This window comes from Microbispora sp. NPDC088329, from assembly GCF_040685655.1.
Taxonomy (GTDB): domain Bacteria; phylum Actinomycetota; class Actinomycetes; order Streptosporangiales; family Streptosporangiaceae; genus Microbispora.
In genome coordinates this window covers 156,031-171,732 of the sequence record NZ_JBFBIP010000002.1, presented here as the reverse complement: position 1 = coordinate 171,732, position 15,702 = coordinate 156,031, and the positions used below count along the sequence as shown (strand labels likewise).

At 72.7% G+C, this 15,702-nt stretch carries 14 protein-coding genes; 8 read left to right on the top strand and 6 right to left on the bottom strand.

What is annotated here, in order from left to right; genetic code table 11:
- Positions 1–39: 39 nt before the first annotated feature.
- Complete coding sequence (locus tag AB0O28_RS05270; RefSeq protein WP_363636508.1) at positions 40–2,232, bottom strand: MMPL family transporter; 2,193 nt, start codon at positions 2,230–2,232, stop codon at positions 40–42.
- 126 nt (positions 2,233–2,358) lie between these two features.
- Between AB0O28_RS05270 and AB0O28_RS05265 the strand changes: the two genes are divergently transcribed.
- The 7 genes from AB0O28_RS05265 (at position 2,359) to AB0O28_RS05235 (ending at position 11,137) form a co-directional block, all read left to right on the top strand.
- Positions 2,359–3,027 carry a MerR family transcriptional regulator gene (locus AB0O28_RS05265; RefSeq protein WP_363636506.1) on the top strand — a complete coding sequence of 223 codons (669 nt, stop codon included), beginning with the start codon at positions 2,359–2,361 and terminating at the stop codon, positions 3,025–3,027.
- Positions 3,028–3,181: 154 nt separating this feature from the next.
- Entirely contained in the window at positions 3,182–3,829 is a 648-nt protein-coding gene (cmk, locus tag AB0O28_RS05260; protein ID WP_363637242.1) for a (d)CMP kinase, read from the top strand.
- A gap of 147 nt (positions 3,830–3,976) precedes the next feature.
- On the top strand, positions 3,977–5,407 hold the full coding sequence (der, locus tag AB0O28_RS05255; RefSeq protein ID WP_363636504.1) for a ribosome biogenesis GTPase Der: 1,431 nt from the start codon (positions 3,977–3,979) through the stop codon (positions 5,405–5,407).
- Between the two features lie 246 nt (positions 5,408–5,653).
- Positions 5,654–6,001 (top strand): hypothetical protein, encoded by a 348-nt coding sequence (locus tag AB0O28_RS05250; protein ID WP_363636501.1) that lies wholly within the window; start codon positions 5,654–5,656, stop codon positions 5,999–6,001.
- Positions 6,002–6,072: 71 nt separating this feature from the next.
- Complete coding sequence (locus AB0O28_RS05245; protein ID WP_363636499.1) at positions 6,073–7,320, top strand: sensor domain-containing protein; 1,248 nt, start codon at positions 6,073–6,075, stop codon at positions 7,318–7,320.
- Positions 7,311–7,958, top strand: coding sequence for a response regulator transcription factor (locus AB0O28_RS05240; protein ID WP_363636497.1), 648 nt, complete (start codon positions 7,311–7,313; stop codon positions 7,956–7,958). Before AB0O28_RS05245 ends, AB0O28_RS05240 begins: the two co-directional genes overlap by 10 nt.
- 449 nt (positions 7,959–8,407) lie before the next feature.
- The gene (locus AB0O28_RS05235; RefSeq protein WP_363636495.1) at positions 8,408–11,137 is read left to right on the top strand and encodes an arabinofuranosidase catalytic domain-containing protein; all 2,730 of its coding nucleotides are present in this window, start codon (positions 8,408–8,410) and stop codon (positions 11,135–11,137) included.
- A 181-nt stretch (positions 11,138–11,318) separates the two neighbouring features.
- Here the strand turns inward: AB0O28_RS05235 and AB0O28_RS05230 are convergent, their stop codons facing one another.
- The 3 genes from AB0O28_RS05230 to AB0O28_RS05220 form a co-directional block, all read right to left on the bottom strand.
- Complete coding sequence (locus tag AB0O28_RS05230) at positions 11,319–11,777, bottom strand: DUF6220 domain-containing protein (RefSeq protein ID WP_363636493.1); 459 nt, start codon at positions 11,775–11,777, stop codon at positions 11,319–11,321.
- A gap of 220 nt (positions 11,778–11,997) precedes the next feature.
- Entirely contained in the window at positions 11,998–12,414 is a 417-nt protein-coding gene (locus AB0O28_RS05225; RefSeq protein WP_363636491.1) for a cupin domain-containing protein, read from the bottom strand.
- 136 nt (positions 12,415–12,550) lie between these two features.
- Complete coding sequence (locus AB0O28_RS05220; RefSeq protein ID WP_363636489.1) at positions 12,551–12,928, bottom strand: cupin domain-containing protein; 378 nt, start codon at positions 12,926–12,928, stop codon at positions 12,551–12,553.
- Between the two features lie 62 nt (positions 12,929–12,990).
- Between AB0O28_RS05220 and AB0O28_RS05215 the strand changes: the two genes are divergently transcribed.
- Positions 12,991–13,458, top strand: coding sequence for a MarR family winged helix-turn-helix transcriptional regulator (locus tag AB0O28_RS05215; protein ID WP_363636487.1), 468 nt, complete (start codon positions 12,991–12,993; stop codon positions 13,456–13,458).
- Positions 13,459–13,476: 18 nt separating this feature from the next.
- On the opposite strand, the gene AB0O28_RS05210 is transcribed toward AB0O28_RS05215, so the two are convergent.
- Complete coding sequence (locus tag AB0O28_RS05210) at positions 13,477–15,012, bottom strand: MFS transporter (protein ID WP_363636485.1); 1,536 nt, start codon at positions 15,010–15,012, stop codon at positions 13,477–13,479.
- The gene (locus AB0O28_RS05205; RefSeq protein WP_363636483.1) at positions 15,009–15,656 is read right to left on the bottom strand and encodes an LppX_LprAFG lipoprotein; all 648 of its coding nucleotides are present in this window, start codon (positions 15,654–15,656) and stop codon (positions 15,009–15,011) included. The genes AB0O28_RS05210 and AB0O28_RS05205 overlap by 4 nt, the downstream gene beginning before the upstream one ends.
- Positions 15,657–15,702: the final 46 nt, after the last annotated feature.

Below are 15,702 nucleotides of genomic sequence, written 5' to 3'. Positions count from 1 at the left end.
TGGGCCCGCGTCCGGCGGTTCGTCGACCCGTCGTTCCGATCAGGAGCCGGTGAGCGCCTCCTCGGGAGACGGCGCCGCGGCAGCGTGCTCCGGCAGGCCGTGCCGCCGCCACCAGCGGGCCAGGGGCCGGGGCGCCCACCACGCCCGTTCGCCGAGCAGCCGCATGGTGGCAGGCACCAGCAGGCCGCGCACGATCGTGGCGTCCACGGCGACCGCGATCACCAGGCCGACCCCGATCACCTTCATGATCGTCACGTTGGAGAAGGCGAAGCCGGCGACGGACACGGCGACGAGGAGGGCGGCGCTGGTGACTACCCCGGCCGTCCGGGCCAGCCCGCGCGCCATCGCCTCCTCGGGACCGGCGCCGCGCTCGTGCTCCTCGCGTACCCGCGACAAAAGGAACATCTCGTAGTCCATCGCCAGCCCGAAGGCGATCGCGACGATCAGCACGGGGAAGTTCACGTCGACGGCCCCGACGGGTTCGACGCCGAGCAGCCCGGCCAGGCGCCCGTCCTGGAAGATCAGCTTGATGGCGCCGAAGGACGCCGACAGCGACAGCAGGTTCAGCAGCACCGCCTTGATCGGCAGGATCACCGAGCCGAACGCCAGGAACATCAGGGCGAGCGACACGACGGCCACGAACAGCGCCATCCACGGCAGGCGGGAGACGATCATGTCCACGATGTCCACCCGCGAGGCGGGCATTCCGGTGAACGCCGCGGCGGCCCCGGCCGGAGGCGGCACGGCCCGCAGGCCCGCGACCATCCGCACGGCCTCGCGGGACATCGGGTCCATCGCGTAGCCGAGGGTGATCCTGGCGAGGGTGCCGGTGGTCCCGGTGACGGACGCGCCCTCCACACCGGGCACCGCGTCCAGGCGGGCGGCGTAGCCGTCCAGCACCGCCCGATCCAGGGTGCGCGGCGACTCGACGACGGCCGTCACGACCTTGGCGGGGTCGGCGGCGAAGCGCTCCGCCAGTTCCCGGGTCACGACGCGCGCGTCGGCGGCGGAGGGCAGCACCCAGTCGCCGGGGCGGGCCCAGTTCACGCCGAGGAACGGCAGGCCGAGCGCCACGAGCACCGCGACGACGGCGAGGGCGCTCGCGAGGGGCCGCCGCATGACGGCGTGAGCCAGCCGATACCACCGCTCGCCGGAGGCGGTGGACCCGGCGCTGCCGGTCCGCCGGCCGAACCCCCTTTGGCCGGCCCGCCGGCCGAGTCCCTTTCCGCCGGCCCTCCGGCCGATGGCCGCCAGCAGCGCGGGCAGCACGGTGAGGGAGGTCAGCACGGCCAGGACGACCGTGGCGACGCCCGCGTACGCCATCGACTGCAGGAACCGCGAGGGGAAGACCGCGAGCCCCGCGAACGACAGCGCCACGACCGCGCCGGAGAACGCGATCGTCCGGCCCGCCGTGGCCGTCGTCCGCTCCACCGCCGTCTCGGCGGACGCGCCCCTGCCGATCTCCTCCCTGAACCGGGTGACCGCGAGCAGCGCGTAGTCGATCGCCAGGCCGAGGCCGAGCATCGTGACGACCTGGATGGCGAACGTCGAGACGTCGGTGACCAGGGTGACCAGGCGCAGCACCGCCATCGTGCCGAGCGCGGCGACCACGCCGACGGCCAGGGGAAGCGCCGCCGCCAGGAGGCTGCGGAAGACCACTGCAAGCAGGATCAGCAGGATCGGCACGGAGATCGCCTCGGCCAGGCCGATGTCACGCGCGATCGTGCCGTTGACCTGGTCGGTCATGGCCGTGAGGCCGCCGAACCGCACGGTCAGGCCCTCGGTCGCGAATTTGTCCCGGATGCCGCGCAGGGCCCGTACACGCTCCTGATCGTCGGGGGAGCGGAACTGCACGGTGACGTACGTCGCGTGCCGGTCGTGCGACACGAAACCGGGCGAGCCGGTCGACCAGTACGACTCCAGGCGTGCGACGTCCTGGCGGGGGACCGCGTCGAGAGCCCGGCGTACGGGTCCGGCGAAGGCGGGATCGTCCACGGTGAGGCGGTCGCTTTCGTACAGGACGACGACGTCGGCCGTGTGGCGGCCCAGCGGTCCGGCGAGCAGGCGGTCGGCGTGCGAGGACGGGCTGCCGGGGTCGTCGAAGCCCGCGCCGCCGCCGAGGCGGCCGAAGACACCGGCGCCCCACACGCCCGCGACCACGGTGAACAGCAGGGCGCCCAGCAGGATCGGGCGACGGTGACGGGCCGCGAAGCGGCCGAGAGCGCCGAACATGCGCTTCCCTCATTCTGATAGTGGAGAGTGTCACTATCTAATTTAATCGATAGCGACGCTATCCATGTCCGTGGGCGTGGGCAAACCCCGGGCCTATCCTGGGAGGGTGCGGCGAGGGAGAGGGACATGCGGATCGGGGAGCTGAGCAGGCGGACCGGGGTCCCGATCCCCACCATCAAGTACTACATGCGAGAGGGTCTGGTCCCGCAGGGCGAGCGGACCGGCCCCAACCAGGCGCGGTACGGCGAGGAGCACGTCAGGCGGCTGCGGCTGGCCAAGGCGCTGGTCGAGGTCGGCGGGCTGCCGGTGGCCTCGGCCCGTCAGGCGCTCGCACTGATCTTCTCCTCGGGCATCTCGGAGTTCGACGTGCTGGGCAAGGCGCAGTACGCGCTGACTCCGCCCAGGGAGCGCGCCGGCGACGCCGCCGGGGACGCCGCCGGGGACGCCGCAGGGGATGAGGCCGCCGCGCAGGTCGACGACCTGATCGCCCGGCGGGGCTGGCAGGTCAAGCCCGGCAACCCGGCCAGGCGGACGCTGGCGGACGCGCTGGCGACCCTGCGCCGCCTCGGCCAGGACGACTACCTGGACCTGCTGGAGACCTACGCCGAGGCCGCCGAGCACCTGGCGGACACCGAGGTGCGGGCGATCAGCCGGCGGGGCGACCTGCACGCCATGGCCGAGGCGATCGTGATCTGGACCGCTCTCGGCGATCCTGTGATCGCCTCCCTGCGCCGCCTGGCCCAGGAGGCGCGGGCGGCCCGGCTGCTCGGCGGGACCGCCGAGGAGACCGCCTGAGAGCCGTCTCGCGGGCGCCGCCGGCGAACGCGGGATCATTGTGCGGGAATCCCCGTCCCGCCGCCGATGCACGCTTTCCGGCGGTATCCCGGTAGCCTCGGGGACGACGATTCGAAGGGGAGAAGGAGAGCCGGTGTCGGGTCTGGTCGTCGCCATGGACGGTCCCTCGGGATCGGGCAAGTCGAGTGCCTCGCGGGGCGTCGCGCGGGCGCTGGGCCTGCGCTACCTCGACACGGGCGCCATGTATCGCGCGGTCACCTGGTGGATGCTCCAGCGGGGCGTGAACCTGGAGGACGCCGCCGAGATCGCCGCGAGGTCCGCCGAGCCCGCACTGGTGATGAGCACCGACCCCGACGCGCCGGGCGTCACCGTGGACGGCGTCGACGTCAACGGGCCGATCCGGGGCCCCGAGGTGACCGGCGCGGTGTCGGCCGTGAGCGCCGTGCCCGAGGTGCGCCGTCGGCTGGTGGCTCTGCAGCGGGAGATCATCGCCGAGTCTCTCCCGGGTGGGGGAATCGTGGTCGAGGGCCGCGACATCGGCACCGTGGTCGCGCCGGACGCGCCCGTCAAGATCTACCTCACGGCGAGCGCCGAGGCGCGCGCCCTGCGCCGTACGGCCGAGCTGGACGGAACGACCGTGGAAACGCAGAAGGCCGCGATGGCCCGGCGTGACGCCCTCGACTCGACGCGCAAGGCCGATCCGCTGGCGATGGCCGCGGACGCGGTGGAGCTGGACACGACGCCGCTGGACCTGGACGAGGTGATCGCCGAGGTGCTCCGGCTCGTCAAGGAGCGGGCCTGACGCCCGCACGCCCCGCCTGACCGCCTCCCGCGCCGCGTCTGCCGCGCCGGGGTTGGCCACGCGGTGCGACGTACGAACGAGCCCGGCCCCGGAAGCGGTCCGCCGGGAGGCCTCACGGGAGGCCGGGGAGAACGGGAAGAGCAGCCGATGAGGCAGGGTATGGACGTGACGGGGGAGTACGAGGAGGACGAGGGCGGCTGGATCGAGGCCGAGCTCGCCGAGCTTTCCGCCGAGGAGGCGGAGCGGGAGCCCGACTCGGGCCCGCTGCCGGTCGTCGCCGTGGTCGGGCGCCCCAACGTCGGCAAGTCGACGCTGGTCAACCGCGTCATCGGCCGCCGTGAGGCGGTCGTGGAGGACGTGCCGGGCGTGACCCGCGACCGGGTCACCTACGAGGCGACCTGGCGGGGCCGGCGGTTCACGCTGGTCGACACCGGCGGCTGGGACCCGGATGCGACCGGCATGGCCCTGCGCATCGCCGAGCAGGCGCAGATCGCCGCCGAGCTGGCCGACGTGATCCTCTTCGTGGTGGACGCGAGCGTCGGGGTCACCGACTCCGACGAGACCGTCGGCGCGGTCCTGCGCCGCTCGGGCAAGCCGGTCGTGCTGGCCGCCAACAAGGTCGACAACCAGCAGATGGAGCTGGAGGCGAGCGGGCTGTGGTCGCTCGGGCTGGGCGAGCCGCACCCCGTCTCGGCCCTGCACGGCCGCGCCAGCGGCGACCTGCTCGACGTGGTGCTCGACGCGCTGCCGGAGACGCCGCCGCAGACGTTCGGCGAGCGGCGGGGCCCGCGGAGGATCGCGCTGCTGGGCAAGCCCAACGTGGGCAAGTCGTCGCTGCTCAACAAGCTCGCCGGAGAGGAGCGGGTGCTCGTCGACCCGATGGCCGGCACCACCCGCGACCCGGTGGACGAGCTGGTCGAGCTGGCCGGCACGACGTACCGGTTCATCGACACCGCGGGCATCCGGCGGCGTGACCGTGAGCTCAAGGGCGCGGACTTCTACGCGGCGATGCGCACGCGGGCCGCGCTGGAGCGGGCGGAGGTGGCGGTCGTGCTGATCGACGCCTCCGAGGTGCTGACCGAGCAGGACCTGCGGATCATCGGCCTGGTCATCGAGTCGGGCCGGGCGATGGTGGTCGCGTTCAACAAGTGGGACCTGGTCGACGAGGACCGGCGGTACTACCTGGAGAAGGAGATCGACCGGCAGCTCGTCCGCACGCCCTGGGCGCTGCGGGTGAACATCTCGGCGAAGACCGGCCGTCACGTCGAGAAGCTCGCACCGGCCATCGAACGGGCTCTGGAGTCGTGGGGCACGCGGGTGCCGACGGCCCGGCTCAACCAGTTCCTCACCGAACTGGTGCAGGCCACCCCGCCGCCGGTGCGCGGTGGCCGGCAGCCGAAGATCCTGTTCGCCACCCAGGCGTCGACCGAGCCGCCGAAGTTCGTGCTGTTCACCTCGGCGTTCCTGGAGGAGACCTACAGGCGCTTCATCGAGCGCCGCATCCGCGAGGAGTTCGGCTTCGCGGGCTCTCCGATCGAGGTCACGATGAAGATCCGCGAGAAGCGCAAGAAGAAGTAGGCCCGCGAGATGTGAGGACCGGAGCGGGCAGGAGCTTTCCGGCCGGCCGGTCGGCGCGGTGATGTCCCGGCTTCGCGGGGCGGAGAGAGGGCATCCCCGGGCCACCGGCCGAACGCCGGTCTCCGCCGCCTGCCGCTTCGGTCCCTGCCGCCGCTCCGGGCGTCGGTCATCGCCGCCGCCTCGGGCGGCGGCCGACAGCAGGGCGAGCGCGGCCCGGCGGGCCTGCTCGCCCGTGCCGGCCGCGCCGTGGTGCGCGGCGACGACGGTGGTGCCCTCCACCAGGATGAGCAACTGGCGCCCGAGAAACGGCGGATCGGCGGCTCCGGCGCGCTCGGCGATGCCGGTCAGCAGGTCGAGGTAGCGGTCGAGGTGGCGCGCGGTGATGGCGCGAACGGCCTCGACGTGGTGCTGGGCCGCCGCGTTCAGCATCGCGCAGCCGCGGAAGGCAGGGTCCGCGTACCACTCCTGCAGCGCGTCGAACATCGCGGCGAGCTGGTCGCGGGGATCGTCCCCTGCCACCGCGGCGGCCTCGGCCAGCCAGTGGCGGACGACGTGCTGAAGATCCTGGTCGGGGCCGCCGGGGCCCCTTGGTAGGGAATGCCCTACCCCCGGGACTGCCGCCCGCCGGATCGATCTCCGGCGGGCGGCTCAATAACGTTGGGGACATGCGCCGACTTCTCTCCCGCCTCGGCGGCGACACGGTCTATATCCTCGTCGGGTTCCCCCTCGCGGTCATCACGTTCTGCCTCACGGTGGCCGGCCTGTCGGCCGGAGCCGGTCTGCTGGTGGTCTGGCTGGGCGTGCCCGTCCTCGCTCTCACCCTCCTCATCGCCCGTGGCATGGGCGATGTCGAACGGCTCCGGATGCGCGCGGTGCTGGGCAGGGACATGCCCCGGCCGCGGTATCCCGTATCGCCGCCCGGGGCGGGCGTCTTCCGCAAGACCGTCACCCCGCTCGCCGGGGGTCAGCCCTGGCTCGACGCGCTGTACGCGCTGCTGGCCTTCCCGGTCGCGATCGTGACGTTCTGCGTGACCGTCACCTGGTGGGCGGTGACGGTCTTCGGGCTGACCTACCCGCTGTTCGGGTGGATCCTGTCGAACTTCCCGGACAATCACGAGCTCCCCGAACTGCTCGGCCTCGGGCGCGGCTACGTCGTGAACAGCGTCTTCTACGTCGCCATGGGGGCGGTCTTCGCGCTCATGCTCTACCCGGTCGTCCGCTCCTGTGCGCTGATCAAGGCGTCGCTGGGCCGGGCGCTGCTGACGGGCGTCGCCGAGCTGCAGGAGCGCATCGACGATCTCACCGAGGGCCGTCACGCCGCCGCGCACGCCGAGGCGAACGCGCTGCGCCGCCTGGAGCGCGACATCCACGACGGACCCCAGCAACGCCTGGTCCACCTGGCGATGGAGCTGTCGCGGGCCCAGCGGGAACTGCAGAAGGACGCCACCGCCGCGCACGACACGATCGGCAAGGCCATCAGCGCCACCCGGGAGACCCTGGACGAGCTGCGGGCGCTGTCGCGCGGCATCGCCCCGCCGATCCTCGCCGACCGCGGCCTCGCCCCGGCGCTCGCCGCTCTGGCCGGCCGCTGCACGGTGCCGGTGGAGCTGGACGTCCAGACGGCCGAGCGGTATCCCGCGCTCATCGAGAACACGATCTACTTCGTGACCGCCGAATCGCTCACCAACGTGGCCAAGCACAGCAGGGCGACGTCCTGCTCGGTCGGGTTCACCAGGATCGGCGACACCCTAATGCTCACGATCGGGGATGATGGGGTCGGCGGCGCCCATGTCGCCAAGGGTCACGGTCTGTCCGGCCTGGCCGACCGGCTGCGGGCCGTCGACGGCGAGCTGTCGGTGCGGTCGCCGGCGGGCGGGCCGACACTGATCACGGCGGAGGTTCCGTGCGCGTAGTGGTGGCCGACGACGCCGTCCTCATCCGGGAGGGGCTCGTCCGCCTGCTGGAGGAGTTCGGTTGCGAGGTCGTCGAGGCCGTGGGCACGGGGGAGGACCTGGTCGAAGCCGTCGTCGCCCACCGTCCCGACGTGTCGGTGGTCGACGTGCGGATGCCTCCGACGTTCACCGACGAGGGCCTGCGCGCCGCCGTCGAGGCGCGGGAGAAGGTCGCGGGCGCGCCCGTGCTGATCCTGTCGCAGTACGTCGAGGTGTCCTACGCCGACGACCTGCTGGCCGACGCCCGCGGTGCGGTCGGCTACCTGCTGAAGGACCGCGTGGTCGACGTCGAGGAGTTCATGGACGGCCTGCGGCGGGTCGCGGCAGGGGGGACGGTCTTCGACCCGCAGGTCGTCGCCCAGTTGATGGTGCGGCGGCGGCGCGACGACCCGCTGGTCTCGCTGACGCCACGCGAACGGGAGGTCCTCGAGCTGATGGCCGAGGGCAGGTCGAACCCCGCGATCGCCCGCCGCCTCGTCGTCACCGAGGGCGCGGTGGAAAAGCACATCCGCGGCATCTTCACCAAGCTCGGCCTGCACGCCGACGACGGCGACCAGCACCGCCGCGTCCTCGCGGTGCTGGCCTATCTGCGTTCCTGACCGGCCCTGCGGGTCCGACGGTGTTCGCCGCCCACGGCCGGGCCGGGACGCCCTGGCCCGGCCGGGAGGTCAGTCGGGCGGCCGGGGTGAGGAGTCTCGGGACGACGTCGTGCTCCGGTTTCCGGCGGTGAGTTCGGCCGGAAAGGGGCGGGCCGATATCACCGTTCGCAACCTTGACGTAACGCACGCCCGGTGAAATAGTCAGGGCGGCCGATCAAGCGTACGCCATCCGATTCCCCCACAAATCCCCCAATCTCGAATTACTGGTGATGTTAGCGCTCCCATAAATGTTAGCGCTAACACAAGAAACGCGCCGGCAGAGACGCCCCGGGCGGAACCACCCATGTCCCGCGGGGCGCGCCCGGACGACCGCAGGCGGGCATCGGCCGGCGCACGGCCCAGGAAGGCTCGGCTCAGCCGAGCGGCACACATGGAGGAGTCAATCCAACATGTTCGGACCCCCCACCCGACGCACCCGACGCAGGCTCGCCGCTCGTACGGCGACCGCGCTCACCCTGGTCGGCGCCACGTTCACGCTGGCGCCGATGACGTCCCCGGCACAGGCGGCGAAGCCGGCCGCCCCGGCCAGGCCGCAGGGCCCATGTGACATCTACGCCGACGGCGGCACCCCCTGCGTGGCCGCCCACAGCACCACGCGGGCGCTGTACGCCTCCTACGACGGCCCGCTGTACCGAATCAGGCGCACATCCGACAACGCGGTCGAGGACATCGGCGTCGTCCGCCCCGCCGCCGTGCCGTTCCCGGACGCGGGCGGGTACGCCGACGCGACAGAGCAGGACTCCTTCTGCGCCGGCACGATCTGCCTGATCACCACCATCTACGACCAGTCCGGGAAGGGCAACCACCTCTACCAGGCGCCCCCCGGCACCTTCCGCGGCCCGGACGTCGGCGGATTCGACACCCTCTCGATCGCGGACATGGCGCCGATCACGATCGGCGGCCACAAGGCCTACGGCGTCTACATCATGCCGGGCATGGGGTACCGCAACAACAACGCCACCGGCCTTCCGAAGGGGGACGAGCCGGAGGGCATCTACTACGTCATCGACGGCACGCACTACGACAGCGGCTGCTGCTTCGACTACGGCAACGCCTCGACCAACGGCCGCGCCGTGGGCACCGGCACCATGGAGACCACCTACTTCGGCACCGCCACGGCCTGGGGAAGCGGCAGCGGCCCCGGCCCGTGGATCATGTCCGACATGGAGGCGGGCCTGTTCTCCGGCTACAACGCGAAGCAGAACCCGGCCGATCCGACGATCGACTCCTGGCGGTTCGTCACCGCCGTCGTCGACGGCGGTGGCGGGAACCAGTGGGATCTGCGCGGCGGCAACGCGCAGGAGGGCGCGCTGACGACCTTCTACAGCGGAATCCGTCCCGGGTCGCTCACCAACGCCAGCTACTACCCGATGCACAAGAAGGGGGCCGTCCTCCTCGGCACCGGTGGTGACAACGGCAACGGTTCGTCCGGCACCTTCTACGAAGGTGTGATGACGAAGGGCTACCCGGCCGAGGCCACCACGGACGCGGTGCAGGCCAACATCGTGGCCGCCAGGTACGACGTACAGCGGCTGACCCTGTCGCGGGCCACGACGTTCACGCGGGGCTCGGCCCAGGATGTCACCGAGACGTTCACCAACACCACGGGATCGGCCGCCGTGGGCGTCAAGCTGGGCATGTCCGCGCCCAAGGGGTGGTCCGCCCTGGTCAAGGGCACCGACGACAAGTCGGTGACGTTCGACCGGGTCGCGCCCGGTGAGAGCGTGAGCGCGACCTTCACGGTCACCTCCGCGGCGGCGACCGGCGCCGGTTTCCTGACCGGCAAGGCCGAGTGGACGAACCCGTCCGGCCCGGTCAAGGGCAGGCAGTCGACCGAGACCGCCCAGGCGGTGCGCGACGTCATCCCGGTCAGGATCAACGAGGTCCGCTACCGCACCAGCAGCAACACGACCGACCAGTTCGTCGAGCTCTACAACGCCTCCGACGTCGACGTCGACCTGTCCGGCTGGACCCTGACCAACACCCCCAGCGGCTCGGCCGGCACCACGCTGGCGCAGATACCGGCCGGGACGAAGCTCGCGAGCGGCGCCTACTACCTGCTCGGTCTGTCCGCCTCGGGGCTGGCGGCTCCGTTGAGCCCGGGTGCCACCACCGTGAACGTCAGGAGCACGACCGGCTTCGCGGCCGGCCGGCGGATCGAGGTCGACACCGGCGCCAAGCGGGAGACCCGCACGATCCAGGCGGTCGGGACGGCGGCGAGCACCCCGACCACGCTGTTCGTGCCCGTCTCAACGGGGCCGTGGATCACGATTCCCGCCGGCTCCACCAACGTGCCCGTCACGAACGCGACCGGCTTCACGGTCGGCCAGCAGATCGGTATCGACTCGGGCGCCGCCTACGAGCAGGCCACGGTCACCGCGGTCGGCAAGGCGGCCACGCAGACGACCCTGTCGGCGGCGGCGCCCGCGGGCGCGACCAACATCAAGGTCGCGGCCGACTCCGCCATGACGCCCGGTGACAAGCTGACGGTGGACACCGGAGAGAACGAGGAGGTCGTCACGGTCACGAACGTCGGCACCACCGGCGCGAACGGCACGGGCGTCGATCTGGCCGCCCCGCTGCGGTTCGCCCACGAGCCGGGCGTCGACGTGTCCGACCCGGGAACGGGCGTCAGCTTCTCACCGGCGACGCGCCTGCCGCACACCAGCGGCGCGGCGGTGCAGGCACTGGGCGGCGGCATCACGCTCGACAGTCCGCTGGACCAGGGCCACGCGACCGGCGCGGCCGTGGTCGACCCCCTGGTCACGACGGCGGGCTACCAGGGGTCACCGGCGCCCGACCAGTGGTTCGGGGGCGCGCTGTCCACGAGTGCCGGCTCGATCGCGCTGCGGGACGCCACCGGCGCCCTGGTCGTCGACGCCGTCGTCTACGGGTCCCAGCAGAGCAGCTCGAGCGGCAACGGCACCATCACGAGCCCCGAGCTCGCCGTCATGGAAGCCGACCAGGGCAGGGGCGGCTGCATCGCGGTGGTGGCCGGCGCCGCCGCCGGCGCCGGGCGGAGCAACGCCCGCTGGCCTGACGGCAACGACACCGACAGTCTCTGCCGCGATTTCATCACGACCACCGTGCCGACGCCGGGTGCGGCGAACGCCAGGTGACCTGATCGGTCGCCGGGCGTCTCCGGTGCCCGCCGCACAGCGGCGGGCACCGGAACGGCGGCAACCGCCCGGCCGGGCTCAGGCCAGGTGTTCGCCGCGTACCGGTACGTGCCGGTCGCCGCCCACGCGGCCGCGACCGGGACGAACAGGATCTGATCGAGAGCGATCAGACGCGCGGTGATCAGGCCGCGACGCGTTCCGCGACCGGAGCCCCGGCCGTCGCCTTCATCAGGGCGCGGGCTCGCTGGACCAGGATGACGGCGACGGCGAGGATGGCCACGCCGTCGAGGGCGTGGAAGCCGAGGACCACGAGGCTGCCGGTCGTGGTCGAGTTCTCGGTCCACCCCGCGATCTCCGCCAGCGAGAAGATGACCAACAGCTGCACAGCGACCAGCACGAACGGCAGAATCGACAGGCCCACCAGCTTGCCGCCCGCACGGGCGATCAGAGCCACGACCGTCGTCAGCAACGACAGGAGCGGCATGATCATCGTGCCGTTCATGGCGTGGTAGCCGATGGCGGCGTCCGGATCGCCCGGCGCCGGGTGCGGCGTCTCGAACGCGCCGAACGTGGCGAGATAGAACTGGGCGAGCACGGCGACGAGCTGCAGAACGGCGAACCCGAAGAACACCTTGCGCATTTGGGGCCTCCTCGGCCGGGAAGGGAAGTGCCCCGGGGGTTCTGCGGGGCGGCGGCGGAGAGCCGCGAACGGTACGCCCGCAATGGTGGACCGTGCGGTGTCCCGGGCACCCGGGACATCCGCCCCTGTCCACCGGGAAGTTCGCCGCCCGGGAAAAGCGTGCGCGTCCCGCCCGGCCGGTACGGCCCACGCCCGCTCCGCGTTGCGGTGTGCGGACTCGTCAGCGGACCCAGGGCGGCACGAGCCGGTCGCTCCCCCGGGGAGCGAGATCGCACGCGTCGGGGGCGGAGACGCCCCCGGGGTTGTAGACCTCGCATCCGGCCGGCGCGACCACGATCGCGCTGAAGCCCGACTGCGTGCCGGCGTGCACCTGACGGCCCACGTTGGCGGGCAGGACGACGGTGTCGCCCGTCGCGGCGGCGAAAGTCTCGTCGCCGAGCTCGACGGTCGCCTCGCCCGACAGGAAGGTCCACACCTGCTCTCCGTCGCAGGCGTGGTAGGGGCCGCTGTTGCCCGCGGGCATGTCCACTCGCCACACGGCCTGGGTCGCGCCTCCCTGCGTGGGCGAGGCGAGGGTGGTCATGACGCCGTTGGGGGTGGTGCTCCTGCGGCTGTCCGCGGAACGGATGACGGGCATGGGTGACTCCTTGATGTGGAAGAGGGAGCCCGGGCGCGGAGCCGGGCGGCCGTGAAGGCGACGGCGCGGCGGGGCCGGGCCGGGGGCGAGAAGAGCCGGGGATGGGAAGAGCCGGGGGCGGGAAGAAGGGACGGGGTCAGGCGATCCAGGGCGGCACGCCGTGCACGGTGCCGTCGGGCAGGATCGCCCTGGCTCCGGCGGGGGCCGTGACGACGGCGGTGAAGCCCTCGCCGGCGCCCGCGGTGACGCGGCGCGGGGTCGAGGGCGGCATGACCACGGTGTCCCCGGGCGCGACCGTGAACGTCTCGCCGCCGAGTTCGACGGTGGCGGCGCCGCCGAGGAACGTCCACACCTGCTCGGCGTCGAAGTCGTGCAGCGGCCCGCTCGTCCCGGGGATCGCCTCGACGCGCCACACGGCCCGCGTGGCGTCGCCGAGGGTGGGTGAGGCGAAGGTGGTCATGACCCCGGCGGGGGTCTCGGATCTGCGGCATTGGGCATGACGGATGACAGGCATCGCCAGCGTCTCCTAAGATAGACAACGTCGTTGTCGTTAATAGTGAACCTGGTTGTCTATCTGTGTCAAACGACCCGCCCGGCTTCGAGCTGCCCCTGCGGCTCTTCCTGGGCTTTCGCGTCCTGATCGACGAACTGCACGCCGAGCTCGCCCGTCAGGGGCACCCGCATGCCCGTCCCATGCACGGGTTCGTCATGCAGGCGATCGGCACCGAGGGCACCACCGCGGTGGAGCTGGGCCGCACGCTGGGCGTCAGCAAGCAGGCGGCGGGCAAGACCATCGAGGCGCTGGAGCGCCTCGGCTACGTGGAGCGCGCCCGCGACCCCCGCGACACGCGCCGCAAGATCGTGCGGCTCACGCCGTCGGGGGTGGACATGCTGGTGCGCTCGGCCCGGATCTTCGACGACCTGCGGGCGCGCTGGGCCGCCGTCATCGGCGACGAGCGGCTCAGGGAGCTGGAGACCGACCTGAGGAAGGTGACGCCGCCCGACGTCTTCCGCCTCGACGTGCCCGGCTGGTTCGGCGCCTGACCCGGTCCCGGTGTGAGGTCAGGCGCGGCGGCGGGGCAGGGCGAGGGAAGCGGCCGCGCCGAGCACGCACAGCCCGCAGGTGATCAGGAAGATCTCGGTGTACTCCGCGTGCAGCGCCGCCTGGACCTTCGCCGTGTAATCCGCGAGCCTGCGGGCGTACTCGGCCGCGTCCACCCCGAACGGCAGCGGCGTGTCGAGGTGCGCGGTGAGCGACTGGAAGCGGTGGAAGCCCCAGGCCGACAGCGCGGCCACGCCCAGCAGCATGCCCATCATCCTGGCCACCACGACCGCCGCCGACGCCACGCCGTGCCGCGCCGCCGGGACCAGGCGCAGCACCGCCGACGAGACCGGGGCGATCACCACCCCGAGGCCGAGGCCGGCCACCACGAGGTCGACGTCCATCCGCACGCCGGCGGAGGCCAGGTCGAGCGGCCACCGGGAGATCATCCAGTAGCCCGCGGCGGCCACCGCCATCCCCGCCACGGCCACCGGGCGCTCGCCGAACCGCCGCACCAGGAGCCCGCCGAGGAACGCCGCGACCGCCAGTGCGGCGAGGAACCGGGTGAGCACCAGGGCGCCGCCCACCGCGTCCCTGGCGAGCAGCGTCTGCGCGGCGAGTTGCACGTCGACCAGCGTGACCAGCAGCGCCGCACCGGCCAGCAGGCTCACCGCCAGCGTGGCGAGCAGCGGCGTCCGGTGCACGCCCGTCAGGTCGAGCAGCCGGACCGGTGAGCGGATCTCCCACAGCACGAACAACACGGCCGCGATCGCCCCGGCGACCACGCACGGCAGTCCCCACGGCGGCAGCACGGCCGTGCCGGGGGAGGGGTTGTAGAGTCCGGCGACCAGCAGGCCGAGCGCCAGCGCGAGCAGGACGCCGCCGCCCGCGTCCGTCTTCACCGTGCTCACCTCGCCGGAGCGCCGGCCGTACGGCTCGCGTCCGGCGGGGACGGCCACCTGCACGGCCACGGCGGCCAGCAGCGCGAGCGGGAGATTGACCCAGAAGATCCCGCGCCATCCGGCGACCGCGGCCAGGCCCGCGCCGTACAACGGGCCGAGCACGCTGCCGAGCTCCTGCGCCGCGCCGACCGCGCCGAGCGCCACCGGCCGGGCGCGCTCGTCCCACAGGTCGCCGATGAGGGCCATGGTGATCGGCAGCAGCGCGCCGCCCGCGACGCCCTGGAGCGTACGGCCCGCGACCAGCGCCGGGACGCTCGCCGCCAGGGCGGTGACGAGGGAGCCGGCGGCGAACCCGGCCAGGCACGCGTGGATCAGCGCGCGCCTGCCGTACCGGTCGGACAGGCGGCCGAGCAGCGGCATCGCCGCGACGTAGCCGAGCAGGAACCCGGTCACGACCGGGGTCGCCCGCTCCAGGTGGTTCAGTGGCACGCCGACGTCGGCGGCCACGTCCACGAGCACGGTGACGACCACGTACGCGTCGAGCGCGGCGAGCAGCACGGCGGCTCCGCCGACGCCGAGCGCGAGCCTCCGGCGAGGCGTGGCCGGCCCGCCGGTCGTCCCGGCCGCCGCCGTCTGCCCTGTGGTGTCCGTCACGACGCGGGAGGCTCGATGGTCACGGGGGCGTCGTAGTCGCCCAGGCTCACGTCCACGGAGCCCCCGGTGAGCGGCAGGTCGAGCTTGAGCAATCGGCCGGTGGCCTTGTCGACCCAGACCGTGCCGGTGACGTTCTGCTGGACGCCCGGGACCAGCGTCGCCAGCACCTTCTGCGACAGCGCGGCCGTCACCCGGTAGGCGGCGGCGTCGCCCACCTTCTCCTCGGCCTGCGGCCGGACGTCCTGTGCCGTGGACAGCAGGTCGGGCACGCCGGTCAGCACGGCGGAGGGGTCGTAGAGGGCCGTGAGCTGCTGCCGGGTCATCGTCTGGAAGCCGCCGGTGGGGCCCTTGAAGTAGACCTTGTCGCCGACGAGCACGAACTCGATCTCCTGCAGCCCGAGGACCTCGATCTGCAGCGTGCCCTTGGCGTCGCCCTCCCGGGTGAGGCTGCCCTCGGCGTGCCGCACCGGTACGGCGGGCTTGTCCTTGGTCTCGATGGTGAAGGCGACCGTCTTGACCGTCCGCATGGCGTCGGCCGAGCGCTTCAGCAAGGCCGGACCGTCCGGCAGAGCCGGCTCGTTTTTCGCGCTGCAGGCGGTCGTGAGCAGCAGGCCGGCCACGACGAGCCCCAGGATTGTTCGCACAGCCGGATCGTAGCGAGCGCGTGGGGGCGGCACGCGCACGCCGCGG

What these genes read in the sequence shown, in the direction of transcription:
- AB0O28_RS05270 (WP_363636508.1), bottom strand. Translation starts at nt 2,232, where the DNA reads ATGTTCGGCGCTCTCGGCCGCTTCGCGGCCCGTCACCGTCGCCCGATC.
- AB0O28_RS05265 (WP_363636506.1), top strand. Translation starts at nt 2,359, where the DNA reads ATGCGGATCGGGGAGCTGAGCAGGCGGACCGGGGTCCCGATCCCCACC.
- cmk (WP_363637242.1), top strand. Translation starts at nt 3,182, where the DNA reads ATGGACGGTCCCTCGGGATCGGGCAAGTCGAGTGCCTCGCGGGGCGTC.
- der (WP_363636504.1), top strand. Translation starts at nt 3,977, where the DNA reads ATGAGGCAGGGTATGGACGTGACGGGGGAGTACGAGGAGGACGAGGGC.
- AB0O28_RS05245 (WP_363636499.1), top strand. Translation starts at nt 6,073, where the DNA reads ATGCGCCGACTTCTCTCCCGCCTCGGCGGCGACACGGTCTATATCCTC.
- AB0O28_RS05235 (WP_363636495.1), top strand. Translation starts at nt 8,408, where the DNA reads ATGTTCGGACCCCCCACCCGACGCACCCGACGCAGGCTCGCCGCTCGT.
- AB0O28_RS05230 (WP_363636493.1), bottom strand. Translation starts at nt 11,777, where the DNA reads ATGCGCAAGGTGTTCTTCGGGTTCGCCGTTCTGCAGCTCGTCGCCGTG.
- AB0O28_RS05225 (WP_363636491.1), bottom strand. Translation starts at nt 12,414, where the DNA reads ATGCCCGTCATCCGTTCCGCGGACAGCCGCAGGAGCACCACCCCCAAC.
- AB0O28_RS05220 (WP_363636489.1), bottom strand. Translation starts at nt 12,928, where the DNA reads ATGCCTGTCATCCGTCATGCCCAATGCCGCAGATCCGAGACCCCCGCC.